The 26,220-nt window shown below is 55.3% G+C and carries 19 protein-coding genes; 16 read left to right on the top strand and 3 right to left on the bottom strand.

Translation table 11 applies throughout. The features are described 5' to 3' along the window. The first annotated feature begins 41 nt into the window (after window positions 1-41). The 4 genes from RIN56_10980 to RIN56_10965 all read left to right on the top strand — a co-directional run bounded on the left by RIN56_10980 (window position 42) and on the right by RIN56_10965 (window position 7,990). Entirely contained in the window at window positions 42-2,894 is a 2,853-nt protein-coding gene (locus RIN56_10980) for a DEAD/DEAH box helicase family protein (protein MDR7867332.1), read from the top strand. 1 nt (window position 2,895) lies between these two features. Beyond that, window positions 2,896-4,755: a site-specific DNA-methyltransferase gene (locus RIN56_10975; protein ID MDR7867331.1), complete on the top strand. Its 1,860-nt coding sequence runs from the start codon at window positions 2,896-2,898 to the stop codon at window positions 4,753-4,755. Window positions 4,756-4,972: 217 nt separating this feature from the next. Further along, the gene (locus RIN56_10970) at window positions 4,973-5,284 is read left to right on the top strand and encodes a HEAT repeat domain-containing protein (GenBank protein MDR7867330.1); all 312 of its coding nucleotides are present in this window, start codon (window positions 4,973-4,975) and stop codon (window positions 5,282-5,284) included. A gap of 2,544 nt (window positions 5,285-7,828) precedes the next feature. Beyond that, window positions 7,829-7,990 carry a hypothetical protein gene (locus RIN56_10965; GenBank protein MDR7867329.1) on the top strand — a complete coding sequence of 54 codons (162 nt, stop codon included), beginning with the start codon at window positions 7,829-7,831 and terminating at the stop codon, window positions 7,988-7,990. Between the two features lie 302 nt (window positions 7,991-8,292). Here RIN56_10965 and lgt read toward each other — a convergent pair whose 3' ends face one another. After that, the gene (lgt, locus tag RIN56_10960) at window positions 8,293-9,081 is read right to left on the bottom strand and encodes a prolipoprotein diacylglyceryl transferase (GenBank protein MDR7867328.1); all 789 of its coding nucleotides are present in this window, start codon (window positions 9,079-9,081) and stop codon (window positions 8,293-8,295) included. 157 nt (window positions 9,082-9,238) lie between these two features. On the opposite strand from lgt, the gene RIN56_10955 reads away from it, so the two are divergent. Continuing rightward, window positions 9,239-9,763, top strand: coding sequence for a TlpA disulfide reductase family protein (locus tag RIN56_10955; GenBank protein ID MDR7867327.1), 525 nt, complete (start codon window positions 9,239-9,241; stop codon window positions 9,761-9,763). 9 nt (window positions 9,764-9,772) lie between these two features. Next, window positions 9,773-10,468, top strand: coding sequence for a cytochrome c biogenesis CcdA family protein (locus RIN56_10950; protein ID MDR7867326.1), 696 nt, complete (start codon window positions 9,773-9,775; stop codon window positions 10,466-10,468). 148 nt (window positions 10,469-10,616) lie between these two features. Here RIN56_10950 and RIN56_10945 read toward each other — a convergent pair whose 3' ends face one another. Further along, entirely contained in the window at window positions 10,617-10,889 is a 273-nt protein-coding gene (locus RIN56_10945) for a metal-sensitive transcriptional regulator (protein MDR7867325.1), read from the bottom strand. Between the two features lie 277 nt (window positions 10,890-11,166). Here RIN56_10945 and RIN56_10940 point away from each other — a divergent pair, with 277 nt between their 5' ends. From RIN56_10940 to RIN56_10925, 4 genes are all read left to right on the top strand, one after another. Further along, on the top strand, window positions 11,167-12,462 hold the full coding sequence (locus RIN56_10940; protein ID MDR7867324.1) for an MFS transporter: 1,296 nt from the start codon (window positions 11,167-11,169) through the stop codon (window positions 12,460-12,462). A gap of 296 nt (window positions 12,463-12,758) precedes the next feature. After that, window positions 12,759-13,769 carry a TRAP transporter substrate-binding protein gene (locus tag RIN56_10935; protein MDR7867323.1) on the top strand — a complete coding sequence of 337 codons (1,011 nt, stop codon included), beginning with the start codon at window positions 12,759-12,761 and terminating at the stop codon, window positions 13,767-13,769. An 82-nt stretch (window positions 13,770-13,851) separates the two neighbouring features. Beyond that, on the top strand, window positions 13,852-14,346 hold the full coding sequence (locus RIN56_10930) for a TRAP transporter small permease (GenBank protein ID MDR7867322.1): 495 nt from the start codon (window positions 13,852-13,854) through the stop codon (window positions 14,344-14,346). Next, complete coding sequence (locus RIN56_10925; protein MDR7867321.1) at window positions 14,343-15,623, top strand: TRAP transporter large permease; 1,281 nt, start codon at window positions 14,343-14,345, stop codon at window positions 15,621-15,623. The genes RIN56_10930 and RIN56_10925 overlap by 4 nt, the downstream gene beginning before the upstream one ends. A 48-nt stretch (window positions 15,624-15,671) precedes the next feature. Here the strand turns inward: RIN56_10925 and RIN56_10920 are convergent, their stop codons facing one another. After that, window positions 15,672-16,433 carry an epoxyqueuosine reductase gene (locus RIN56_10920; GenBank protein ID MDR7867320.1) on the bottom strand — a complete coding sequence of 254 codons (762 nt, stop codon included), beginning with the start codon at window positions 16,431-16,433 and terminating at the stop codon, window positions 15,672-15,674. Between the two features lie 643 nt (window positions 16,434-17,076). Between RIN56_10920 and RIN56_10915 the strand changes: the two genes are divergently transcribed. The 6 genes from RIN56_10915 to RIN56_10890 all read left to right on the top strand — a co-directional run bounded on the left by RIN56_10915 (window position 17,077) and on the right by RIN56_10890 (window position 26,184). Next, window positions 17,077-20,022: a DUF5752 family protein gene (locus RIN56_10915; protein ID MDR7867319.1), complete on the top strand. Its 2,946-nt coding sequence runs from the start codon at window positions 17,077-17,079 to the stop codon at window positions 20,020-20,022. Window positions 20,023-20,245: 223 nt separating this feature from the next. Continuing rightward, the gene (gene gdhA, locus RIN56_10910) at window positions 20,246-21,595 is read left to right on the top strand and encodes an NADP-specific glutamate dehydrogenase (GenBank protein MDR7867318.1); all 1,350 of its coding nucleotides are present in this window, start codon (window positions 20,246-20,248) and stop codon (window positions 21,593-21,595) included. A 134-nt stretch (window positions 21,596-21,729) separates the two neighbouring features. After that, window positions 21,730-22,959: an SLC13 family permease gene (locus RIN56_10905; protein MDR7867317.1), complete on the top strand. Its 1,230-nt coding sequence runs from the start codon at window positions 21,730-21,732 to the stop codon at window positions 22,957-22,959. A 118-nt stretch (window positions 22,960-23,077) separates the two neighbouring features. Next, window positions 23,078-23,938 carry a YitT family protein gene (locus RIN56_10900; protein MDR7867316.1) on the top strand — a complete coding sequence of 287 codons (861 nt, stop codon included), beginning with the start codon at window positions 23,078-23,080 and terminating at the stop codon, window positions 23,936-23,938. 183 nt (window positions 23,939-24,121) lie between these two features. Further along, a complete protein-coding gene (locus tag RIN56_10895; protein ID MDR7867315.1) occupies window positions 24,122-24,370 on the top strand; it encodes a hypothetical protein in 249 nt (82 codons plus the stop codon). Continuing rightward, complete coding sequence (locus RIN56_10890) at window positions 24,367-26,184, top strand: cobalamin-dependent protein (protein MDR7867314.1); 1,818 nt, start codon at window positions 24,367-24,369, stop codon at window positions 26,182-26,184. The genes RIN56_10895 and RIN56_10890 overlap by 4 nt, the downstream gene beginning before the upstream one ends. The last annotated feature ends 36 nt before the right edge of the window (window positions 26,185-26,220 follow it).

Genomic DNA, 26,220 nt, shown 5'->3' with positions numbered 1-26,220 from the left:
GAACCTTATAAACATTCGGAGGAAGTACAATGTTTCATAGCATGCTAAACACCGCAAGGGACAGGTGGTACAGTTCAGGAAGGTGCACTGTCAATAACATCATTGAATATATAATACATACAGGGCAAATGCGCGACGCGCAAATCGAAGCAATCAAGACCTACTTATTTCTTAAAATAGGCTGTGATAATAAACCGCTTGAATATCTTTTTAGAAATGGTGCTTTCAATAACTTGGACCTGAATGATCTCGAAATTTCTGGCACGACAAGACGATTCCTGGAAAATAATCCTAACGCCGCTGCTTTATTTGAGTATGCTTACACCAAAAATGATAAAGGCGAGCAGGTTTCCGTAATATTAGAAAGACAGATTCGGAAGGCCCCCGAAAGCATTGACTACAACAAATTTTTCCAAGACGCTTTTTATGGCGTAACATACACAGACTATCTGTTTAGTCTTCCAATGGGAGCAGGCAAAACTTATCTTATGGCCGCTTTCATCTATTTAGATTTATATTTTGCAATGAATGAGCCGAATAATCCCGCCTTCGCCCATAACTTTATTATCTTTGCCCCATCCGGGCTCAAATCATCTGTTGTGCCAAGTCTAAAAACCATACAAAATTTTAATCCGGCCTGGATCATTCCAGAACCGTCTGCCACAGACATCAGGCGTAAAATGTCATTTGAGGTTCTCGATCAGGGCAAGGCCGCTAAGAAATCCAACAAAACCAAGAATCCAAACGTGCAGAAAATTGCTAACCACCAGCCTTTCTCTGACTTGTTTGGTCTTGTTATGGTGACAAATGCCGAGAAGGTAATTCTTGACCGTATTAAAGAAAGACACGGTCAAATCAATATGTTTGAAGAAAGTGATGACGATAAAGACCGTCAGGCAAATGAATTGCGAAATCTTATCGGAAAATTACCGTCATTGTCGGTTTTCATTGATGAAGTTCATCATGCTGTAAGCGAGGAAATCAAGCTGCGTGCTGTGGTAAGCAAGTGGTTAGCTAACCATACGGTCAATTCGGTTATCGGTTTCTCCGGTACCCCGTATTTGGAAAAAGCCGAAAAAGTCTCCGTTAAGGACAAACTGGCTATTGCCACTGCGGAAATATCCAACATCGTTTATTATTATCCGTTAATAAAGGGCATCGGCAATTTTTTAAAGAAACCGATAGTCAAAATAGCCGAGCTAACTGATAGTTCTCTCATTATTGAAAAAGGCGTCCGAGAATTTCTTGAAAACTATAAAGACACGGTATATGACGGAGAACTGGTCGCAAAACTCGGCATTTACTGCGGAACAATAGAAAAACTCGAAGAATTAGTCTTCCCGCTTGTTTCCAGTATTATCGCAGAATACGGACTGTCAACGGATATTATTTTGAAATACCATAAGGGTAACAAAAGATATCCTCAACCTGCCGACAGCCAGATGCAGTTCGAAGTGTTGGACAAGTCGATTTCAAAAATTCGCATCGTCTTGCTCGTTCAGATCGGCAAAGAAGGCTGGGATTGTCGCAGCCTGACGGGCATTATCCTCTCACAGGAAGGCGACTGTCCCCAAAACATGGTATTACAAACCTCCTGCCGTTGCCTTCGTCAAGTCCGAAAAGACAGGACTGAAACGGCTTTGATTTACCTGAATGAGAGTAATGCGGAAAAGCTGAATGCGCAGTTGCAACAGCAGCAACACATTTCGCTGAAAGAATTTTCTTCGGCTGATAATTTAAAAATTCCCTTAAAACGTTTTGACCGTACCGAATACCTGAAACTGCCTAAACTTGAGTATTGTCAGCTAAGAATAAACTATGAAACCTTAACCGTTGATACGGCTACTAATACGGCAGCCAGAATAAAATCTTCCGCCGAAAAAGCTGAGTATGTGAATATCATAAAATCCACTGACTTTGAAATGAAAGTAATTAACACGGAAGTTATTGTTGAAGAAAAAGGAAACACGCCTGCTACGTTTACCTCATGGCTTTATAGCATTTCTAAGGCCAGTTTGGGTTTTGTTTCCATGCAGCAGCTAAATGGGCATTCGGAATTGCTGAAAGAAGTTTATAATACCATAACATATGAGAAGAACGGTTCAAGATTATTCAGCTCTAAATACGACAGAACGCTAATCGAAGCAAATATTCGCAAGGCTTTTTATGAGAAACGCTCCTTTATCACAAAAGAAGAACTGGTACCTTATGAAGCCAGTCTGCTGAACATCGCGAATTTCAGTCCGGAAATATACGCGGTAAATCCGGATGATTTTTACCCTGATCAGAAAACGGTCGAAAATATCATGTTAGATGATAAAGGAAAGTTGAAAGTTAAGCCTGAAATCTTGCAAGCCATTAAAACGCTCGAGGAAACGGGAAATTCTCCAATGGCGGACACTCTGCGTAAGCAGCATTCACCCCACCCTGCAAAAGACCGCTCATTTCACTATCTGCCTTACAAAACCGACAGCGTCTTCGAGCAAACCTTCCTTAAAGGGGTGTTAAGTTTATCGGAAATTAACTCAATGGGGCTTGAAGTGTATTATAACGGTGATCGGGCGTTGACCGAATTCAAAATTCGCTGTTACAAATCATATTCTGGAAAATGGAAATATATTGGAATGTATACTCCGGATTTCCTGGTCATCAAGCGTAAGGACAGACTTATTCATAAAGCTATCATTGTCGAGACCAAAGGCAAAATTTATGCTAACGATCCGACATTTGTTGACAAGCGTACCTTCATGGACACTTCTTTTATAAAGAAGAACAATACCGCTTATGGCTACAACCGGTTTGAATATTTATATTTGGAAGACGGTTTACCAGAGAAGGAACGAATAATGCAAACTCATAAGAAAATATGTGAATTCTTTAAGGAGGATAAATAGAGTGGCTAATAAGTATATTCCGTTCATACCTGAACCGGTGGAAGGTCAGGCTGTGCTCGGTAATTTCAACCGGATATTGAAATACAAAGGCTCGAACGACGTCTCTTTGACTTTGCAGCGAGGTATGCCGCTTTATGAAATGGAAAAACAGGAAACAGTCGGCGAAAACAAAGCAGGCAATATGGTTATCCGCGGCGAGTGCGTGTCTGCCTGTGCCTATTTGAAGGAACAAGGTATTACAGTTGACCTCGTTTATATCGACCCTCCCTTTGCCAGTGGCGCCGACTATGCCAAAAAGATATACATCCGCCGCAACCCAAAAGTGTCTGAGGCCATCGCGCAAGCTGAGCAGGAGCTTGATGTTGAGGAACTGAAAGCCTTTGAGGAAAAAATGTACGGCGATGTCTGGGATAAGGAGAAATACCTTAACTGGATGTATGAAAACCTCATGGCAATAAAAAGCGTTATGAATGAAACGGCTTCGATTTATGTACATTTGGATTGGCATATTGGTCATTATGTGAAAATTTTACTGGACGAAATTTTTGGCGAAGATAATTTCAAGAATGAGATAATATGGCATTATTATAATAAGATGCAAGGGAATATAAAGCGTTTTGCGTCAAATCATGATGTTATTTTTTTATATACAAAAAGCGATGATTTTACTTATAAAAAGGTACAAGAAGAACGCCAGAAAAAAAGCAAGCAGATAAAGCGAGTTTGGAGTAAAGAGACTCAAAAGCTAGTCAATGCAAAAGATGAAAATGGCCATATCCTTTATATTGAAACAGACGAAAAGACCATTGATGATGTATGGAGAATTTCAATGCTTCAACCAGCGGATAAAGAGGAGCCGGTCGACTATGATACTCAAAAGCCAGAAGCCCTCCTTGAACGCATTATGAAAGCCTCTTCAGATGACAATATGCTCATTGCCGATTTTTTTGGCGGTAGTGGCGTGACCGCTGCTGTTGCACACAAGCTCGGGAGGCGGTTTATCCACTGCGATATCGGCATCAATTCCATTCAGACGACACGTGATCGATTGAAAGCTGATGGTGCCGAGTTTGATTTGTTGGAAATCAAAGACGGTGTATCTCTATACCGCAATCCCGTCCAAACAATGAATATAATCAAATCGCTTATACCCGGTATGAAAAACGAAGATTCGCTCGACTCCTTCTGGGAAGGCGCGATTTCCGACAGTAAACTCGGCATAGTGCCGGTTTATGTACCGAACTTGATGGACAGCAGTACGAAGCTGTTGGACGAAGTTATGATGAACAGAATCATCCATCAGGCAATTCCCGACCTTGACCCCAGTATCAAAAAAGCAATTGTATATTACGTCGATATCGCGAATGAGGAAGAAATCCACAAATTCATTGACGAAGATGATAGCACAGCCGTTGAAATAGAATTGCGCGATTTGAAAGCGGTTCTCGATGATATTGTTGTTTCCGATTATGCTGAATTTCGCGTAGAGGAAACACAGGATGCTCTGTTTGGTGGTTATTCGGTCGTGCTTGATAAATTTGCCAGTGACCGCGTCATGCAAAAAATCCACGAATCCAATCAAAAGGCATTCCTGAATTCCGGCAATAAGCCATACAAGCCTGTTGAGCTCAGCGAAGAAGGGCTGGAGCTGATAGAGTTCATCAGTGTTGATTGCAGCGCCAACGCAGGACAATGGCACTCTGACAGTGAAATCAAAATCGATAAACTTGGCTATGTAATTCGCAACGGCGAAAAAACAAAAGAATTCTGGGACGGTACAATTCGCTGCGAAAAGCAGCCTTTGCGCATCAAAATCCGAAATATTTGCGGCGATGAAACTACTTATGCTGTGACACTATAAAATATAAACTGGGGTATAAAAGGAACAAAATAACGATCTGTTTCAGAGTACGTGCCTTGATCTATAGGCAAAAGAAATAATGCAGGAAAAGATAATCAATGGATAAGCGACTAGGATACGGACACCGGCCTGACACTTTGAGCGGAATCGCATGTGATAATTGAAACTGCGGGACATATAATATGCGCCTAATATAATTGTCTTGGGGGTAATATACGTGAATAATGAGATTAATAAGTTAAAAGATGATTTGCTTAATGCACATTGGCCAAAATGTAATATAATTGCGCAAAGGTTGTTTGCAATAGGTGGGGATGAGGCAAAAGAAGCCTTGCTTGCTGGTCTGAAGGGAAAACGGCATCATATTCGGTCAGCTTCAATAAAATACTTGGGTAAATCGGGAGACGTTTCCTTGGTTTCACAACTGGAACCATTTTTGAACGACTCATCATACGAAACCCGTATGGAGACGAAAATTGCTATTCGAGAACTTACCGGGAAAGATGTTTTGACTGGTCGAGGGGAATAGATTTCTCATATTTTTATAGGATAACATATCTAGGATAGAAATTAGCTTGATTTGCGCAACGATTTACGTAATGATTACTCAATAAAACAAGGTAAAACGACATAGATTCAAGGGAAAATTGTCGGCGGCATAGCGATGTCCGGAGCCGGGACGTTTGTGAAATAATATAAAATGAGCCAGCGGTTTTGCAAGGATACGCCACAAGACCCGCGTAAACGCGGGTCTTGTTATCTGTCAGCGAACTCCCCCTGCTATGCGGGAAACCTCCCCTCTGAATCAAACGACCCTCCCGAACCACACCCTGCCAAAACACCTGTGGAAAATAATTATTTGCCGCTGCAACTTATCGATTACCTAAATCCTCAAGCCCCACCGCCCCACAAAAAAAAGGCTGTCAAGACAACTTGGCAGCCTCGCTGTATTCCCGGCCATCCACGCGAGTCATACGGCCATCGCGCCTAGCGCCTCACCCGCAAGCCTAGGCAATAAACCTGCCGGCCGCAGAAGGGGAGGGGAGCGGGCGAACACCAGACCTCACCATGGCCGGCCATATACCCCGCCAATCCAACCCGCCATCACATCACGCGCCCGCTCTCCGCAGCCCTACCCTTCGAAATAGCCTCTCCCTATCGCCACCCAACCACACCACCCGCGGGAAATAATTACTTGCCACTATTAATTACCGATTGCCAAAAGTCTCCCAGCCGCCGCCCCACAAAAAAAGGCGGCCAAGATCATCTTGGCAGCCTCGTCGTATTCCCGGCCACCCCCGCGAGGCATACGGCCATCGCGAATAGCGCGCTCACCCGCAAGGCTAGGCAATAAGCCAGCCGGCCGCAGAAGGGGAGGGGAGCGGGCGAACACCAGACCTCACCATGGCCGGCCATATACCCTGCCAATCCAACCCGCCGAACCAGCACCTGCCCGCTCCTTGCAGCCCCATCCTTCAAAATAGCCTCTCCCTATCGCCATCTCGCCACACCACTCGCGGAAAATAATTACTTGCCGCTGTAAATTATCGATTACCAAAAGCCTCCCAGGCCCGCCGCCCCACAAAAAAAGGCTGCCACAACCATCTTGGCAAAAGCGTTGTATTCCCGGCCATCCCCGCGAGGCATGTACACCATCGCTAACGGCGCTGTCACCCAAGAAGGGGAGGAGGACCACCCCCAAAAACACAAAATTCCGGTCTTGCCCACCTCCGTCAACCCATTTCTCGCATCCCAGCCCCACCCCCCAAAACCCCACCGTCGCAGTCTCCACATCCTCGAAAAATTATTCTTCCTACCCATCCCCTGCCAAACCACCCGCGGAAAATAATTACTTGCCGCTGCAAATTATTGATTACAGAGAGACTCAAGCCCGCCGCCCCACAAAAAAGGCTGCCAATATCATCCTGGCAGCCTCGTTGTATTCCCGGCCAACCCCGCAGGGTATACACACCATCGCGGCTAGCGCCTCACCCGCAAGCCTAAGCAATAAACCTGCCGGCCGCAGAAGGGAGGGAAGCGGGCGAACACCAGAACTCACCATGGCCGGCCATATACCCCGCCAATCCAACCCGCCATCCCGTCACCGTCATCATATCACACGCCCGCTCCTCGTAGCCCTACCCTTCGAAATAGCCTCTCCCTATCGCCATCCAGCCACACTACCCGCGGGAAATAATTACTTGCCACAATTAATTACCGATTACCAAAGCCTCCCAGGCCCGCCGCCCCACAAAAAAGGCTGCCAAGATCATCTTGGCAGCCTCGTCGTATTCCCGGCCACCCCCGCGAGGCATACGGCCATCGCGAATAGCGCGCTCACCCGCAAGGCTAGGCAATAAGCCAGCCGGCCGCAGAAGGGGAGGAGGGCCGCCCCCCTAATCCCCAAAATCCGGTTTTGCCCAACGCCAACTCACCGCCCCTACAAGCATCCCATCGCCCGCCCATCGCCGTTTTCTTCGTCTATCCCATCAATTCTCTACCTCATTCCCTACCTCCAAAGAATTACTCTCCCTATCGCCACTTTACCACACCACCCACGGAAAATAATTACTTGCCGCAGCAAATTATCGATTACAAACAACCTCCCCACCGCCGCCCCACAAAAATAAGGCTGCCAAGAACACCTTGGCAGCCTCGTCGTATTCCCGGCCATCCCCGCGAGGCATACACACCCATCGCGGCTAGCGCGCTCACCCGCAACACCAGCTTAATTCTTCCCAGTGATACCTCTGCATTGCCCCCCGGCCGTAGCTGATGATCTATTTCCAGCTTCCGCGTTATTTCTCCCTCCGTCACTCTCCCCACTCTCAAAGTGAACTCTCCTATCGCCATCCCGCCAAACCATTCGCGGATAACAATTATTTGCCGCCTTTAATTATCGATAACCGCAAGCCTCCCGGTCAAGAAGGGGAGTTCTTTGAAGGAAAAAACAGACGATAAATGGAAGGCTATTCCGACTGATATTTATTCACTGTTCTTACAGAAAAAGACATAGACTCTCGCGCTGGTTGTGTTGACTTATGCCAGCTACGAAAAAGAAGGGGAGGAAAATATGAGTACGAAAACTGTCGAAAGCTCCGCCGAGAAAACAAAAGCGGGCAAAGAGGAGTTGACAGGCAAGAATGGCGAGATGCCGGAGCGTGATTTGAACAAAGTAACCGGAGGTGCCTACCCGACGGCGATTAATAACCAGATAACCGAATCGGTAACCTAATCTTGACGAGCCCAGCCGATCGTGCCGGGTTTTTCATTTTACAGTTTCCCATTCCCCTCCAAAAAAAACACCCACCCCGAACCCTAATCCACCGACCCGAGCCCCGCCCCCGAACCCATTCATCCACCCTCACAGTCTCCCCGTCCAATGTGAACTCTCCTTAACCGCACCCTGCCACACCAGCCTCGGAAAATAATTACTTCCCGCTGTAAATTATCGATTGCGGAGAGCCTCCCAGCCGCCGCCCCACAAAAAAAGGCTGCCAAGACATCTTGGCAGCCTCGTTGTATTCCCGTTTATACCTATTTCCTCCGTACGCTGATCTTCTCGCCCTTTAGCCCCACCCACGCAAATAGTGCCAGACCGATGACGATCACCGCCAGGCTGGTCAGCTGGGCCGACTTCAGGCCCAGCATCAGCGTGCCGTAGTCGCCCCGCAGGAATTCGAGGAAAAAGCGGGCTGTCGAGTAAAGCACAGCGTACAGGATAAAAACCTGGCCCTTGCGGTGGTCGGTGCAGCGGAACAGCAGCAGCAGGCAGAAGATAACCACGTCGATCTGCCCCTCCCACACCTCGGCCGGCCACAGCGGTTTATTGCCATAAGTGGCGTGCGCCAGCGTCGTGGAAGGGTAGAGGAGGCCGAACGAGCCGCCCGTCGGGTGGCCGAACGCGTCGCCGTTCATCAGGTTGGCCGCCCGGCCGATCGCCTGGCCCATAATGACCGCCGGCGCGGCCACGATATCAGCGAACGCCCACGTGTCCATCTTGTGGATCTTCGTATATATGTAGCCCACCAGCGCCCCGGCGATCACACCGCCCTGGATGGCCATCCCGCCCTGCCACACGAACGGTATCTCCAGCAGGTGATCCTGGTAGTAGCTCCAGTCGAAGAAAAACACGTCCCACAGGCGGGCGCCGATTATCCCCGCCAGGCCGCAGTAAACGCCCATGTCAAGGATATGGTGATGCCAGCGTCCGTCCTGCTTGGCCAAAAAATAAGCCGTCCCCACCGCCAAAATGATCGCCAGGCTGAGGATCAGCCCGTAAGCGCGGATGGGAAAGTCGCCGATGAAAAACAAATACTGGTGCATGTGAGCCCTCCTGTTTTGAACGGTCGCGTGCTTATCGCTTGATTACAATTTATTATAGCAAAACTTGCCGCCGGATGGAAATGGACATCCGCCAAAGCGGAGGTATGCGCGGCCGGCCCGGCGAATAGGTATTAGCACAACCAACCTGGAGGAATACATGAATATAAAACTGCTCGCATTCGCCCTACTGCTGGCGGCGGCCGTCGCCGCCGGCTGCGCCCCGGCCCCCGCGCCCCAGGCCCCCGCTCCTTCCCCGGCCCCGGCGGCCGAATCCGGGGTGACGGCCGGCAAGACCGCCCCCCGCTTCACCCTCGCGGGCCTTGCCGGCGGCGCCGTCGCCGCGCCGGTGCCCGGCAAAGTCACCGTCCTCAACTTCTGGACCACCTGGTGCCCGCCTTGCCGCGAAGAGATGCCCGAACTCGAAAAATTTGCGGCCGCCAATCCCGCCGTCGCCTTCTACGCCGTCAACCTCGACGAGCCTGCCCCCAAGGTGGCCGGCTACCTTAGCGATAACGGCTACAAAATACCCGTCCTTCTCGACGCCGGCGGCGGCGTCGCCCAGACCTACCGCGTCAGGGCCATCCCCACAACCATCGTCATCGACCGCGACGGCATCGTCAAATACCGCAAAGCCGGGCCCGTGACCGCCGCCGAACTGGCGGGCGTCATCCGCGGCCTGTAGGAGCGCGTCATGGACGGTAACGACATCTCCCTGCTGGCCGCCTTCGCCGCCGGCGTCGTATCCTTCCTGTCCCCCTGCGTTCTGCCCATCGTCCCGGCCTACCTGGCTGTCCTCACCGGCGACGGCGCGGGCGGGCGGCGGTTCGTCGCCAACACCGCCTGCTTCTTCGCCGGCTTCACCGTCGTCTTCATTCTCATGGGCGCCACCGCCTCGCTGGTGGGGCAGCTCTTCCTTGAGCACCAGGACGCCGTCCGCAAGGTCGGCGCGGTCTTCATCGCCCTCATGGGCCTCCAACTCACCGGCCTCCTGCGCCTGCCCGGCCTGCAGCGCGAGCTGCGCCTCACCCCCGGCGGCCGGCTCGGCGGGCCGCTGGGCTCCTTCGTCCTCGGCCTTGCCCTTACCGCCGGCTGGACGCCCTGCGTCGGCCCCATCCTGGCCGCCATTCTCGCCTACGCCGGCATCGGCGCCACCTTCACCCGCGGCGTCCTGCTCCTTGCCGCCTACGCCGCCGGATTTGCTCTGCCCTTCCTGCTGTTCACCGTCCTCTACAAGCGTTATTCTGCCCGCATCCGGGCCCGTTATCACTGGCTGCCGGCCATTCAGAAGGCCGCCGGCGCCTTCCTGGTGCTCACCGGGGCGTTGCTTTACTTCGACCTCGTCCAGAAGGGGATCGGCATCATCTATAGCGTTTGGCCCTGGAAATAAAAAAACGGACGGGGATTCGCCCCGTCCGTTCCATTTTGTCAGAGTATTTCCAGACGAAATGTCAGTATTTTGTCAGGGCAAATGTCAGGGTAAATGCCAGGGCAAATGTCAGATAACGTTAGACCATAGACGTTCCCGACCGGGGCCGTTATTTCAGGAAAGCCAGCATCTGCCGGACGACCTGCTCGACCCGTTCCCTGTCATCCGGCTTAGTATCTACGCCTTTTAGAAGGCATTCCAACGTATTTTGCTCAAGGATAAAAATGCCTGTTTTTTCGATCGACGCCCTGACGGCGGCCAATTGCACAAGGATGTTGCTGCATTCCTGTTCGTCTTCCACCATCCGCTCGATCCCCGCTATGTGACCCTTGACATTGCGCAGACGGTTGAGAACCTCCAGACGCACCGACTGATGAACCATAGACGCACCTCTTTCCAGTACTCGCCCCCGAGGGGGGAGGGTATACCCATATTATAGACAATTTCCTTCTGTGATGCAAATAAAGTATTTTGCCGTATATGACCTATAAGCTTTACCAGTTATGGCCATCAGTAATGCAAATGTGTTCCCGGTGAGGAGATGATAATTTACAGAATTTACTTTCCAAATTTTCTCACAATCGCTTGACCAATGCCCGGTGCGCGAGTAAAATTAGACTATTAATGCACTTAATCTTATTTTGAGGGAGGTTTTTCCTTTGGAAACCGAGAAGGCTGTTCCCCAGGCAACCGCAACGATGAAACCGACCCGCCAACGGGTAATCCTCGTCGGCATTCTGCTTCTCACCCTGCTGGTTGCCTACCTTGATCGGGTAAACGTATCGGTGCTGCTGGCCGATAAGACGTTTCTCACCGACATGGGCATCGCCGGCAAGCCGATCGAGATGGGCAAACTTATGACCTATTTCCTGATCGCCTACGGTGTAGCCAACGTAGCTCTCAGCCCGCTTGGCGACATCTGGGGCCCCCGCATGGCGATGTCTCTCTCGATTTTCCTGTGGACTATTTCTGTAATGATCGGCGGTTTTGCCGCAACCTTCACGACCATGCTGGTCGCCCGCGTCATCCTCGGCGTCGGCGAGGGCATGCATTGGCCGATGCAGAGCTCGTTCGTCAAGAACTGGTTCCCGCCCCAAGAACGCGGCAAGGCCAACGCCGTCTGGCTTATCGGCCTGATGTCGGGACCGATGCTGGCGATGCCGTTTTTCACGTGGATAATCGGCACCTGGGGCTGGCGGCCCAGTTTCTTCGTGCTTGCCTTCCTCGGCGCTATTCCCCTGATTCTGATCTGGTTCTTCACCACCGACCATCCGCACCAGCACAAGAGCGTCAACAAGGCCGAGCTGGAGCATATCCAGGCGGGGCTAAAGGTAGAAGCCGAAGCCGAGGCTGCCATGCAGGTGGAGAGCCTGGGCCAGCGTCTTGCTTCTTTCTGCGGCAACTACCGCTTCTGGCTGCTGACGGTCAACTATTTTTGCATCGCGTCGATCTGGTGGGGGACGATGGCCTGGCTGCCTTCTTACCTTAAGGCGGCTCGCGGCTTTTCCTGGGCGGAGATGGGAGCGCTTGCCTCGCTGCCTTACTTCCTTGGAACGGTCAGCATCCTGTATTTCGGCCATATTTCCGACAAACTCGGCCGCAGGGCGCCTTTCGTGGCGGTGTCTCACCTGCTGGCGGCGGCCGGCATCTATTTCGGCGCTCATGCCGCCAACAATCTCTATGCTGCGCTGCTGATCTCGTTCGGCATCGGCGCGATCGCCATTGCGCTGCCGTCGTCCTGGTCGCTGTTGCAGAAGATCGTGCCCGGCAAGGCCATCGGCGCCGGCGCCGGTATGATGAACGGCCTGGCCAACGGCGGCTCGGCTTTTTCCCCGGTGCTTATCGGCTATTTCATCGCGGTGACCGGCAGTTATGTCGGCGGCCTGATGTTCCTGGTCGGCCTCGGTGGGCTGGGTTTCCTCTGCATGGCGATTCTTTCGCTGCAGAAGTACTGATGCGGGGATAAATTCGCGCTTTTTAGGCAAAACTGCCGGGATAAGGGCTGCCGCTCTTATCCCGGCTCGCTTTCCGGCGGTATCGCAGCGAATTTGTCTGGATGGCGCAGGAATTTTCACCATGATGTTGAAACCAACTAAGCAGAGAAAAGATTCAGAATTGTTCACGGTTTCACAAGCTTGGCGGGGGTGACGTGCGCCCATGTCCGCCGGCAAACAAAGGGGGGAAGGGACAGTTTTGCGGTTTTCATGGCGCAGGGCGGTTTCCGCCACATTATTTTGAAGGAGTGAACCCTGTGAAAAAACTGGTCGCCATTTTGATGCTGCTTGTGTTCGTTTTGGTGGTCGCCGGCTGCGGCGGTGGCAGCAAACAGCCTGCCGATAAAGGCGGCGAATACAAGGCCACCATGAAGCTGACCTCGACCCAGACCAAGGATCATCCTTATAACGTCGGCGCGCAGAAGTTCGCCGATCTTATTAAGGAACGGACCAACGGCCGCATCCAGATAACCATCTATCCCGACAGTCAACTCGGCAAGGGCGAAAGAGAGATGCTTGAGGGCCTGCAGCAGGGCACTATCGACATTTATGTCGGGTCTACCGGCCCGGTCGGCAACTTCAGCCCGTCGATGAATATTCTCGATATCCCCTTCCTGTTCCGCGATTTCGCCCATGTCGACAAGGTGCTCGACGGCCAGATCGGCCAGAATCTGCTGAAAGACCTGGAGAAAGCCAATCTTATCGGCCTGGCTTTCTGGGAGAACGGCTTCCGGCACCTGACCAACTCCAAGGCGGCCGTGAAGGCGCCTGAGGACGGCAAGGGTCTCAAGATCCGCGTTATGGAGAACAAGGTCCACCTGCTGGCGTGGAAGACCGCCGGCCTGAACCCCACCCCGATGGCGTGGGGCGAGGTATATCCCGCTCTGCAGCAGAAGGTAATCGACGGCCAGGAGAATCCGGTGGCTGTGTTCTATGCGTCGAAGTTCTGGGAGGTCCAGAAGTTCTTCTCGCTGACCCAGCACGTTTATTCGCCGGCTCCCTTCATCGTGAGCAAGAAGACCTGGGATAAGATGCCCAAGGCCGACCAGGAGATCTTCCGCAAGACGGCTATGGAAGTTGCCCAGTTCCAGCGCAAGGTCAACCGCGACGCCGAGGAAGCCAAGCTGAAGGAGATGGAAGGCAAAGGCCTGACGGTCGTCCGCGACGTTAACAAGCCGGCGTGGCAGAAGGCCATGCAGCCCGCGTTCGACGAGTTCTCCAAGCAGTTCGGCAAAGACAAGATCGATGCCATCATGAACACGAAATAGTGACTGACGGCCAGTCTGCCGGGCGCCTTTTCCGGGCGCCCGGCGGCCGGCCTCACTCAGTTTAACCCGGGAGTGATTACCGATGCAGCTGCTTCAGCGGATCAACGCTGTTCTCCTCAAGGTGGCCAGTTGGGGCACCATATTTTTTATGGCCGTCATGGCTATCGTCATCCCTTACGAGGTTTTCGGCCGGTACGTGCTGGCGATGATGTCAACATGGTCGGGCGAGGTGGCGACGTATTCGCTGGTGTGGGCGACCATGCTGGGGGCGGCGGTCGGCCTTAGAAAAGGCTACCAGGTCGGCATGGTGGCCGTGCTTGAGCACGTGCCGCCGCTGGTGGCCCGCCTTCTGCAGGGTGTAGGGTATCTGTTCATGTTTTTTTTCCTCGGCCTCATGATTTTTTACGGCGCAGATCAGACGATCGCCAACGCGGCCCAGCGCTCGCCGGCGATGCAGATTCCGATGTGCTACCCGTACGCGGCGCTGCCGCTCGGCTTTTTCCTGATGCTGCTGATTACGCTGGAGGATTTCCTGCGGTTCGTGCGGCCGGGCGCCGGGAAGGGGGATGAAGCATGATCTGGCTGTTTCTGGCCTCGTTCGTCATCCTGCTGTCGTTGGGCATCCCGATCGCCATCGGCCTGAGCGGCTCGGCTCTGGCTTATATTTTACTGTCCGGCGAGGATATCTCGCTGACCATCCTTACCCAGACGACATTCGCCGGGATGGCGTCGTTCCCGCTGCTGGCCATCCCGCTGTTCATGCTAGCCGGCAACCTGATGAACGAGGGCGGCCTTACCCAGGACCTTGTACGTTTTGCCCGCCTGCTGCTCGGCCATATCAGCGGCGGCCTGGGGTTGGCGACCATTCTGGCCAGCGCTATTTTCGCCGCCATTTCGGGGGCGGCGGTGGCCACGGCGGTGGCTATCGGCATGGTTATGATCCCGGCGATGAAACAGGCCGGCTACGAGGAGGATGTTTCGGCCGCGGTGACGGCGACTGCGTCGTGCATGGGCCCTATCATCCCGCCGAGCATCCCGTTCATCGTCTACGGGGTAATCGCCAACGTTTCCATCGGCGCGCTGTTTTTGGGCGGCGTCGTTCCCGGCATCCTGCTGGGTGTCGGCCTGATGCTCTATATGTGGTATGTCGCCCGCAAGCGCCATTACCCGATCGAGAAGCAGGCAAGCTTCAAGGAGGTTGTCGTCGGCGCATGGAAGGCATTGCCGGCGCTGCTGATGCCGATCATTATCATGGGCGGCATTCTGAGCGGCGCGTTTACGCCGACCGAGGCGGCCGGCGTTGTGACGGTGTACGCCTTCCTGGTCGGGGTGTTCTTTTACCGGCGGATAAAGTGGCAGCGTCTGCCGACCGTGCTCCTCAACGCCGGCCTGGAATCGGCGATGATCATGCTGCTGCTCGGCCTGTCGGAACCTTTTTCGTGGGTGGTGGCGGTGGAACAGCTGCCCCAGCTGATGATCGAGGGGATCAGGCAGGTAAGCGATTCGCCGTATGTGGTGCTGCTGCTGATCAACCTCGCGCTCATTCTTATCGGCATTCCGATCGAGACTGCGCCGGCGCTGGTCATCGTTGCCCCTGTGCTGGCCCCAATGGCTGTGGAGATGGGCATCGACCCCGTGCATATGGGTATTGTCGTGTGTTTCAACCTGGTGCTGGGGTTGGTTACGCCACCGGTGGGGGCGGTGCTGTTCGCGGTGTGCGGGATAACCGGCATGTCGCTGGAGAAGCTGAGCCGGGCTATCTGGGCGCCGTTCTGGATCGCCATCGCGGTGCTTGTGCTGATTACCTACATCCCGACGCTGAGTACTTTCCTGCCGAAATTGCTGATGAAATGACGAAGGCCGCCCTCACGGGCGGCTTTCTTTTTGGAGGAACAATATTGATCAGTTTTGGCCGACGGGGCATGACCGCAGGCAATTGAAGCAATAGTATTGCATTCCCAGGGAGTGGGCCTGCCTGATGCGCCAATAGTTCTCGTCGACAAACAGCCGCTTTTGCTCTTCCGGCGAGCTGTCGGCGAATTTTTGCCAGAAACCGATGTCGGCGCGCAGGCCGTAGGGCTGCGAGTGTTTGATGCACTTGCCGACATCCGTTTTGCCAGGCTCGTCCAAGGCTCCCCCCGGACAGTTCGCGACACAGAGATCGCAGTGGCTGCAGAGGTCCTCCGCTATTTTGGCATCCGGCTCAATGGCAAGGTCGGTGATGAGAGCCGTCAAACCGATCCGCGTCCCGAGACGGGGATGAATGACGAGGTTGTGCCTGCCGAATACGCCCACTCCGGCAGCTACTGCGGCGTGGCGCTGGGAAAAATCGCCTAACGCAACCCTGTCTTTGCTTTGTTCCATGGGGGAGGAATAGGGCATGGCCACCGACTTGGCCTTGAATTCCCTTTTGAGGAAGCGGCTGATTTGATAGCCGCAGGACCGCTGAAAGGAATTCATGTCGAGACGGCTGTTCATGGCGATGGTGGGGTTGGGGCTTTCGGCGCTCAGCTCCTGAAAAACCAAGGAAATAATGGTTTGGGCTCCCGGCAGGAATGTTTCGATGGCGTACGATTTCGGACTATGGTAATCGGCAGCTTTTGCGAACCCCACATCGTCGACGCCTAAACCCAGGATGTAATTTCTGATCTTTTCTTTAACCATGATTATTATCCTCCTTTTTAGTGTATATACACGTTAATTTACGCGGCAAAGGCGGGGATTTTCCGGTGGCCGGATGTCCCGGGGCTGAATCAGGGGACAAGAGCTTCGAGCTTCGAGGTCCTCCGGTAATTTGTCTACAAAGGTGTATATACACGCTTGTTGTTATCATAATACGACCCGGTTCCGTACCGTGTCAAGGGGGGGCTTTCCTATTTTTTTCTTTCCGGCGCGTATAGCGGCGGGCCGAGTATCACAGCCTATATTAGGGCTCGTACAGGAGGTGACGGCATGGACGAGAAGAAGCAGGACAAGATAACCCACCGCCCTGACCAGGATATGGGCGAGAAGAACGCGGTCGAGGTTACGGAGGTTATGTCGAGTTTACCCTAAAGCAGGCCCAGGTTGCCGATAAGACCCCATCTGCGGCGTTGCTCCTCGGCTGCCATCCTCAGCGTACGCCCGTGTACGCTTCCGGTGTCATCCTCCGGGGCGCCTTGCACCTGGGGCCTTCTAGGCAACCTGGGGTTACCTGCCGTCTGAAGCAGGCGTGGTCTGCTTCTTTTTTTATTTTCAGAATATGTCTGTAGGTGTTATTCTTATTGTATGAGTGGTGGAACGGCAGATGCAGGCGGGGAGGAAAGCGATGAAACGGTTCACGGATTTGAAGACCCGATTTTCCAGCGTCCATGATCTGATGAAGTACCGGGTTACGGAGATTTTGCTGATTTCGACGCCTTACGACGGCTTCGTCCTTGAGGAGGACGGGCAGCTGTCGGAGCAGCTTTATAATCAGTTCGCCGATCTGAATCTGCCGATAATCCCCCGGATCGAGAAGGTGTCCAGTCAGGAGGAGGCGTTCGAGGCTCTGGGGACGAGGACGTTCCACCTGATTATCACGATGTCCCGCGTAAGCGACCTGAGCGAGTTCGAGTTCGAGAAGGCGCTGAAGGAGGCCTGCCCGAACATCCCGATCGTCATGCTGTCGTATGACCGCCTGACCGAGGAGATGATCGCCAAGATCAGGAAGAATTCGTGCATCGACCGGGTTTTCTACTGGTCGGGCGACAACAAGATTTTGCTGGCGATTATCAAGTATGTGGAGGATAAGCTGAATGTCGAGGCCGATATCAAGCAGGGTGTGCAGGTTATCCTGCTGGTCGACGATTCGCCGGCATACTACTCGCAGATTCTGCCGATCATTTACACCGAGATTCTTACCCAGACGCGCTACCTGGTCAAGCACGCGATGAATATCAGCCACGGTCTCCTCAGGGTGCGCCTCAGGCCGAAGATTCTGCTGGCGGAGACCTTTGAAGAGGCGATGGCGATCATTTACCGCTACCGGCACAATCTCCTCGGGGTAATTTCCGACGTGAGCTTCCCGAAGGACGGGGCGATGGACCCGTCCGCGGGCATCGAACTGGCTCACAGGGTGAGGGAGATTATCAGCGATTTCCCGTTCGTCCTTCAGTCGGAGCAGGTCGAGAACGCCGACCGGGCGAAGGAGATCGGCGTTCATTTCCTTAACAAGAATTCGTCGAATCTGCTGCACGAGCTGCGGGCCTTCATTCTGGAGAATTACGGGTTTGGGTCGTTTATTTTCCGTTACCCGGACGGCAGGATTATCGACGAGGCCAGCGATATAACGAATTTTGAGCGGATCATCCGCGATCTGCCTGAGGAGAGTCTGTATTACCACGCGGCGAACAATCATTTTTCGCGGTGGTTCAGGGCCCGCGCCGAGGTGGAGGTGGCGGATAAGCTGCGCTATATCGACGCGGCGGAGTTCGCCAGCGTCGACGATATCAGGGAGTATATCCTCGAGGTGCTGAAAGCGTATTTCCAGCGCTATCAGTCGGGTGTCATCCTCGATTTCGAGGGGCTGACGAAGAAGGATATGGAGAATGCCTTTATCAGGCTGGGGAGCGGTTCGCTGGGCGGCAAGGCCAGGGGGATCGCGTTCATAAATTCGCTGATCACGAAAGCCCAGCTGACCGATAAGTACGAGGATATCAGGATCAAGGTGCCGCGGTCGTTCGTGATCTGCAGCGACGTTTACGAACAGTTCCTGGAGGAGAACGATCTGTACGGGTTTACGGCCAATACGCGCGACGAGGCGGAGATCGCCCGCGTTTTCCTGGCGGCCGAGCTGCCGGCGGCCATCGGGAAGAACCTGGAGGTGCTGACGCAGTACCTCCAGTGCCCGCTGGCGGTCCGTTCGTCGAGCATCCTCGAAGATTCGCGGGTGCTGCCGTTCGCGGGGATATACAAGACATATGTCGTGCCCAACAGCCACGAGGATCAGGCTGTCCGCTGCAAGCAGCTCTGCGACGCGGTGAAGCTGGTGTATGCGTCGGTTTTCTACGCGGCGCCGGTGCAGTACGCGAAGAATGCCGGCATCCGCATCGAGGAGGAGAAGATGGCCGTCCTCATCCAGGAGCTGGTGGGGGAAAGATACGGCGAGCTTTATTACCCGGTCATCTCCGGGGTGGCCCAGTCGTACAATTTTTATCCCTACGAGCCGATGAAGCCGGAGGAGGGAACGGTGAATCTGGCGCTGGGACTGGGACACGCGGTGGTGAACGGCGAGCAGGTGTACCGCTTTTCGCCGGCCCATCCCCGGCTGAACCCGCCGTACGCCGGACCGGGCGATTACTTCAAGAAGTCGCAGCGCTCGTTTTACGCTGTGAATCTGACGGCGTCCGCCGCTATCTCGCTGCGCGTCGACGACGATTACAGCTACGAGAAGCTGCCGGTGTCACGGGCGGAGCAGGACGGCACGCTGGATTTCGTAGGCAGCACTTATTCACCTGAGGACGATTATATCCACGACGATGTCAACCGGCCGGGCCCCAAGCTGGTGACTTTCGCCCCAATCGTCAAGCACGACCGGCTGCCGCTGACCGGCATTGTCAAGGATTTGCTCAGGCTTGGCAAGCAGTCGTTCGGCGCCGATGTGGAGATCGAGTTCGCCGTTAATATCCCCCAGGACCGAAATAGGAGCAAGGATTTTTATTTCCTGCAGATCCGCCCGATGGTGGTCGGTAGCGAGGCGGTCCAGGTAAGGCTGGACGACGGGGGCGATGCGCTGTGCTACAGCGACCACACGATCGGCAACGGGTTCTACGAGGATATCCGCGATATTATCTTCGTCGATCCTGAGGCGTTCGAGCTGAAGGACAGTGTCGAGATCGCGGCCGAGATCGGCGAGCTGAACGGCCGGCTTTTCCGGGAAGGGCGCCGCTGTCTGCTGATCGGCTTCGGCCGGATGGGTACCTCCGACAGATGGCTGGGCATCCCGCTGTCCTGGTCGCAGATGTCCCAGGCCCGGGTCATCGTGGAGGTCGACCGGGCGGATCTTCGCCCGGAGCCTTCGCTGGGCAGCCATTTCTTCCATAATCTGACGGCGACGAAGATGGGCTATTTCCATATCGGCTACGGCGGCGGGGGCGAGGCCCGTCTGGACTGGGACTGGCTGCTGCGCCAGCCGGTGCTCGACAGGACGAAGCGCGTGCGACTGGTAAGGCGGGAGGAACCGTATCTGGTGAAGATCGACGGGCGGAGCTTCCGGGGTGTCGTGTATAAATGAGCCGCCGGATTAATATGATTACCGGGACAACTATCACCATCCTACAGGAAAAATCGTAAATAAAGTATACATTATACATTTATTGGTGCTATAATTTATTTGGAATAGTCAATTAATTCCGATAGTCGGCTTTTTGTGGCAGGGGGGATGAGACAACCATAAAGAAGTCGGTCAAACGGGTATATTAGAGCTTAGAGAAAAAAGAGAAAATGGGGGAATTGATATGGCAAACGCGAAACAGTACTGCGAAGAGCTCTTTCAGAGAGTGACGGAGCGCAACGCGAACGAGCCCGAGTTTCACCAGGCGGTCAGGGAGGTCCTCGAGTCGCTGGTCCCGGTGCTGGAGAAGCACCCCGAGTACATCAGCACCGGCCTTATGGAGCGGATCGTCGAGCCTGAGCGCCAGATCATCTTCCGGGTGCCCTGGGTGGACGACACCGGCAAGGTGCGGGTCAACAGGGGCTTCCGCATCCAGTTCAACAGCGCCATCGGGCCGTATAAGGGCGGGATAAGGTTCCACCCGTCCGTTAACGTGGGTATACTAAAGTTCCTGGGCTTTGAGCAGACGTTCAAGAATTCGTTGACCGGCCTGCCTATCGGCGGCGGCAAGGGCGGCTCCGATTTCGATCCCAAGGGCAAGTCGGACGCGGAAGTTATGCGTTTCTGCCAGAGCTTCATGACTGAGTTATATAGGCATATCGGCCAGGACATCGACGTTCCCGCCGGCGACATCGGCGTGGGCGGCCGCGAGGTCGGCTTCATGTTCGGCCAGTTCAAGCGGATTAAGAACGCTTACGAGGCCGGGGTTCTGACCGGCAAGGGCCTGACGTTCGGCGGCAGCCTGGTCAGGACGCAGGCCACCGGCTACGGCCTGGTGTATTTCCTCGACGAGATGCTCAAGGACAAGGGGATGTCGATGGCCGGCAAAACGGTGCTCGTCTCCGGGTCGGGCAATGTTTCGATCTACGCTACCGAGAAGGTCCAGCAGCTGGGCGGCAAGGTCGTGGCGGTGAGCGATTCGAACGGCTATGTGTATGACGCCGAGGGCATCAACCTGGCGACCGTGAAGCGGATCAAGGAAGTAGAGCGGGGCCGGATTTCGGATTACGTCAAGGCGCATCCGCAGGCCGAGTACCACACCGGCTGCAATGGCATCTGGACGATCAAGTGCGATATCGCGCTGCCGTGCGCGACGCAGAACGAGATCAACGAGAGCGACGCCAAGATTCTCGTCAAGAACGGCTGCATCGCGGTGGCCGAAGGCGCCAACATGCCGACGACGCTCGAGGGGACGAAGGTTTTCCTGGACAGCGGCGTGATGTTCGGGCCGGCGAAGGCCGCGAACGCGGGCGGGGTCGCAACTTCGGCGCTGGAGATGAGCCAGAACAGCATGCGGCTGTCGTGGACGTTCGAAGAGGTGGACGCCAAGCTGAAGAATATCATGGTCAACATTTTCAAGAATTCCAGCAAGGCCGCCGAGGATTACGGCATGAAGGGCAATCTGGTCGCCGGCGCGAATATCGCCGGGTTTGCCAAGGTCGCCGAGGCGATGAAGGCCCAGGGGATCGTGTAACGGTTAATTGAATGCTCCCGGTTTGCCTTCGGGCGGATCGGGAGCATTTTTTTCGCCGGGCGCAGACGCGGCAAGGCCGCAGGGCGCCGATATGGTATAATGGAGGGTGAGTTTTTAGACAAGGTGGCATCGATGTGGGACACGGGATGGATATGTGGCTGTCGGGGCTGATTCTGGCCGCGGTGCTGGTGGTGTTCACGCTGGGGAAAAGCCCGCTGTTCCGCGTGGACCGGGCGGGAGCGGCCGTGATCGGCGCGGCGGCGACGGTCGGTACGGGGGTGCTGTCTTTTCAGGACGCGACGCTGGCGGTCGATTTCAAGACGATCATTATTCTCTTTTCGATGATGATCGTGGTCGCTAATCTGAAATTGGCCGGGTTTTTCGAGCTGATGGGCAACGCCGTCTGCCGGCGGGTGGCCGACGGAAAGCAGTTGCTGCTCGCCGTTATTATGGCCAGTGGCGTTATGTCGGCGGTGGCGATCAACGATATCGTCTGCCTGCTGTTTACGCCGGTGGTTCTCCTGGTGTGCAGGAAGGCCCGCTGCAATCCTTTGCCGCACCTGCTGGGGGTGGCGATGGCGTCGAATATTGGCAGCGCGGCCACGCTGCTGGGCAATCCGCAGAATATTCTCGTCGGCAGTCTGTCGGCGATGTCGTTCGGCAGCTACTTTCTGGCCGCGAGTCCGGTCGCGCTGGCGGGACTGCTTGCCGCTTATTGCGCGATAGCGTATTTTTACCGGGACGAGCTTGCGGGGGCTTTTGCCGTCCCCGCGGCCGGGTCGGCGAATATCCATATGTATTTGATCGTCAAAACGCTGTTTGTGCTGGCGCTGGTGCTGGGGGCGTATATGCTCGGCTATGACCTGGCGTTGGCGTCGAGCCTGGGAGGGGCGGCACTGCTGATAACGCGGCGCGTCAAGCCGAACAAGGTGTACGAGAGCGTCGATTTCAACCTGCTGGTGATTTTCGTGGGGCTGTTCGTCATTGTCGCCGGGGTGGAGCGCAGCGGGCTGACGGCGCTGCTGTTCGAGAATTTGTCTTTTTCCGGCGCCGGCAGTATGGGGATGTTTGCGGCGCTGACGCTTGTCCTGTCCAATATCGTCAGTAATGTGCCGGCGGTTTTGCTGATGAAGTTCCTTATTCCCGCCGATAATCCGGAGTATTGGTGGAAGGCTCTGGCTATGTTTTCGACGCTGGCCGGGAACCTGACGATTTCCGGGTCGATTGCCAATCTGATTGTCGTGGAGATCGCCAAACGCGAGCATGTGGCCGTGTCAGCCTGGGATTACGCCAAGGTGGGGGTCCCCCTTACGCTGGTCACGGTGGCGGCTGGGGTGCTGTGGCTTGCGGTCGCGGGCGGGTAGGTCGTCAAGGCGGCAAACTTGACATGGCCGCCGGTGGAAGGTATCATTATAGTGCTAAGATGCGGAGGAGGCTGGATAAAGGCCTCCTTTTACTATTTTTCGGGAAGGGAGCTAAAATATGGTCGCAAAAGGGAATCCGATAGTGAGGTTGGTCAAGAAGTATGTGCTGCTGTTTTTCGGCTCGATTGTGGCGGCGGCGGGACTGGAGTTTTTCCTGATACCGAATCAGATTATCGACGGCGGTATTGTCGGTATTTCGATTCTGCTGAGCCATATCGCCGGGTTCAATATAAGTATTCTGCTGGTGCTGCTGAACCTGCCGTTCCTGTATATAGGTTATATGCAGATCGGCAAGTCGTTCTGCCTTGCAACGCTGTTTTCGGTCGTGTCGCTGTCCGGCTGGGTGGCGGTTTTCCATCCGATTCCGGAATTAACCCAGGATTTTTTCCTGGCGGCGACGTTCGGCGGGGTGCTGGTAGGCATCGGGGTGGGGCTGATTATCCGTTACGGCGGCTCGCTGGACGGGACGGAGATCGTGGCGATCATCCTCGATAGGAAGAGCGGGTTTTCCGTGGGCGAGATTATCATGTTTTTCAATGTGTTTATTCTCGGCAGCGCCGGCTTGGTGTTCGGCTGGGATAAGGCGATGTATTCGCTGGTGGCTTATTTTGTGGCTTTCAAGGTGATCGATATTACGATCGAGGGCCTGGACGAGTCGAAGGGCGTGATGATCGTTTCCGATTGCGCCGAGGAGATAAAGACGACGCTGCTGGCCCGCCTGGGGAGGGGCGTGACTATCCTGCACGGCGAGGGCGGCTTCAGCGGCGATCCGAAGCAGGTGCTGTTTTCGGTGGTGACAAGGCTGGAGATCGCCAAGCTGAAGGCGATTATCGACGATATCGATCCGAACGCTTTTGTGACGATTCAGGATGTTCACGATGTTATCGGCGGCAGGGTGAAAAAGCGGGCGATCCATTGACAGGGGCGCCCAATAAAAATGACCGGCAACCGGGGATGCGGTTGCCGGTCATTTTGTTGCATATGGGGGATGGCGGAAAAGGCTAAGAAGGCCGGACGGCGTTTTGGGGGAGTGGCGGCGCGGCGGTATAAAGCTCGGCGGGGCGTCCAATACTAGCGACGAGGCTAAGCAAGGAGGATTGCCATGGATAAGGCTCTGGAACAGGTGATGGACGCGCTTGATGTTGAGACGTTTTTCGTCTGCGGCAGCGAGGAGGCGGGCCGCAAGTATATGCTCGGCCTGCTGAAGGAGTTCGGGTTCAAGGATGTGGATGTGGTTTTCGCCCAGTACGAGGGGCCGGGGGTGCGGGTGCGGGGCCGCGCGTATGTTTACCGACCCGCCGACCGGTACCGTTGGCTGCTCGGCGAGGCGGGCGGGGAGGCGAGGGTGTGAGCAGGGTGCTGCTGGCGCCGCTCGATCCGGTGCATGATATCGGTTTGAAGATGATCGCCCGCGGGCTGGAGCAGGCGGGGCACGAGACGGTGCTGCTGCCGCCCGATCTGACGCCGGAGGAGATCGTGAGCCAGGCGCTGAAGCAGGGCGCCGAGACGCTGCTGGTCGGGCGCACGCTGGGCTACGGCGTGGCCGAATTGCTGGCCCGGTTCATCGATCTGGCGGATGCGGCCGGCCTGCGCACGACGGCGCGCATCGGCATCGGCGGCATGGCTGTAAGGAGGGAGCTGGCGGCCGAGCTGGGGTTCGACGCCGGGTTCGGCCCCGGTACGTCGGTGGAGGAGGTGCGGTGTTTCGTCGAGCGGCGGGAGTATGTGCCCGACCCGACCCGTACTCACAAGGAGAAGGCGGATATGACGGCGGGCTACGATTACCGCTATCGCCATGCCGGCATCGCCGGAAAGCTGGCGACGATCAGCGCGATGATCGAGGACTGGGCGAGGGTGAGGACGTCGCCCGGCGTGGAACGGGCCCGGCTGCGCGACGAGCTGTGGGATGCGGCAAGGTGGCGGGCCCGCGAGGGCGACGGGGCGCTGTACGAGCATTATCCGGCGCTGTGCGGCGAGGTGCCGCAGAGGTATTACGCGACCGGCGAGCTTCATCCCAAGACGCGGCGGTTCACGAAGGAAGAGGTGGCCGGGCTGGAGAGCTACCTGGCGGAGACGAAGGCCCGCATGTCGGTGCTGAAGCTGCAGCACAGCCGCCGCAAGCCGCTGGTGTTCAACCAGTACGGTACCGGCTGCCCGTTCATGGATATCGGCCATATTCTGGCGAGCGAGGCGTGGGGGGCTGACGGGGTGGTGCATTTCGACCCGTCGTGGGGGGCTAGGACGGAGGGGTTTCTGGACGGGTTCCTTACCCACCAGGAGGACGGGACGGTGATAACGCCGGCCAATCTCAACCGCATCGGCGCCGGACTGGAGAAGTCGACGCTGTGGCAGGTGAGGGCGCACCGCGGCCTGAACACGCCGGAGACGGTGGTGCTGGCGGCGAAGCTGGGCGCTGATCTGACGAAGATCAATATTTGCTACGGGGCTTTAGGGGCGGGCACCGACCCCGCGCGGCTGACGGTGGATGGCTATAACGCCATTTTGTATGCGAAGAAATATAATTTGCCGTTCGATGTGGTGACGAATGAGGAGCTGGCCGGGGTGCCGGCTTATAAGGCGTTCGCCGGGATGCTGATTGTGGCCGATCTGGCGGTGCGCCTGGGGGCGCGGCCGATTCTCCAGCCGTTGTTCGCTTATTCGCCCGAGGTGATGATCCACGGGCTGATGGAGGATAATTACATCGATTTCAACGCGGCGAAGGTGATGGCGCTCAGGGGGATCGTGAACGCCCCGATTTGGCCGGGGGCGCCGATCGGGTTTCTGACGCATACCGAGGACCGGGTGCAGTCGGCGATGTCGACCGCCCTGCACGCCTGCCTGGCGGCGGCGCTGGAGGTGGACGCGATTTCGATCGCTTCGACGGATGAGGCGTATTCGGGGGGGCCGATCTCGGCACCGGCCAAGGTGGATACACTGAGGGCGGTGCAGGAGGGGTTCCGCTTTCTCGGTCAGGCGGGCATCGCGCCGACGGCGGCTGCGGACGCGGCGGCCGCGAAGCTGGTGGAAGGGATTGAAGGGGTGCTGGACGCGGTTATCAAGGAAGGGGATTTCGTGGCGGCGCTGCACGACGGGGCTTTGGGCAGCCGGGAGGAGGGGGCTTACCCCGGCCGGGCCGGGAAGGATACGGTGCGGACGGTCGGATGAGGCTTAGAGCTACATATTTTCCGCGTGTCGAGGGAT

The organism is Sporomusaceae bacterium (assembly GCA_031460455.1).
Classification (GTDB): Bacteria; Bacillota; Negativicutes; order Sporomusales; family UBA7701; genus Anaeroselena.
Note: the sequence above shows the minus strand (reverse complement) of the source record. Positions and strands in the feature narration are given on the sequence as shown.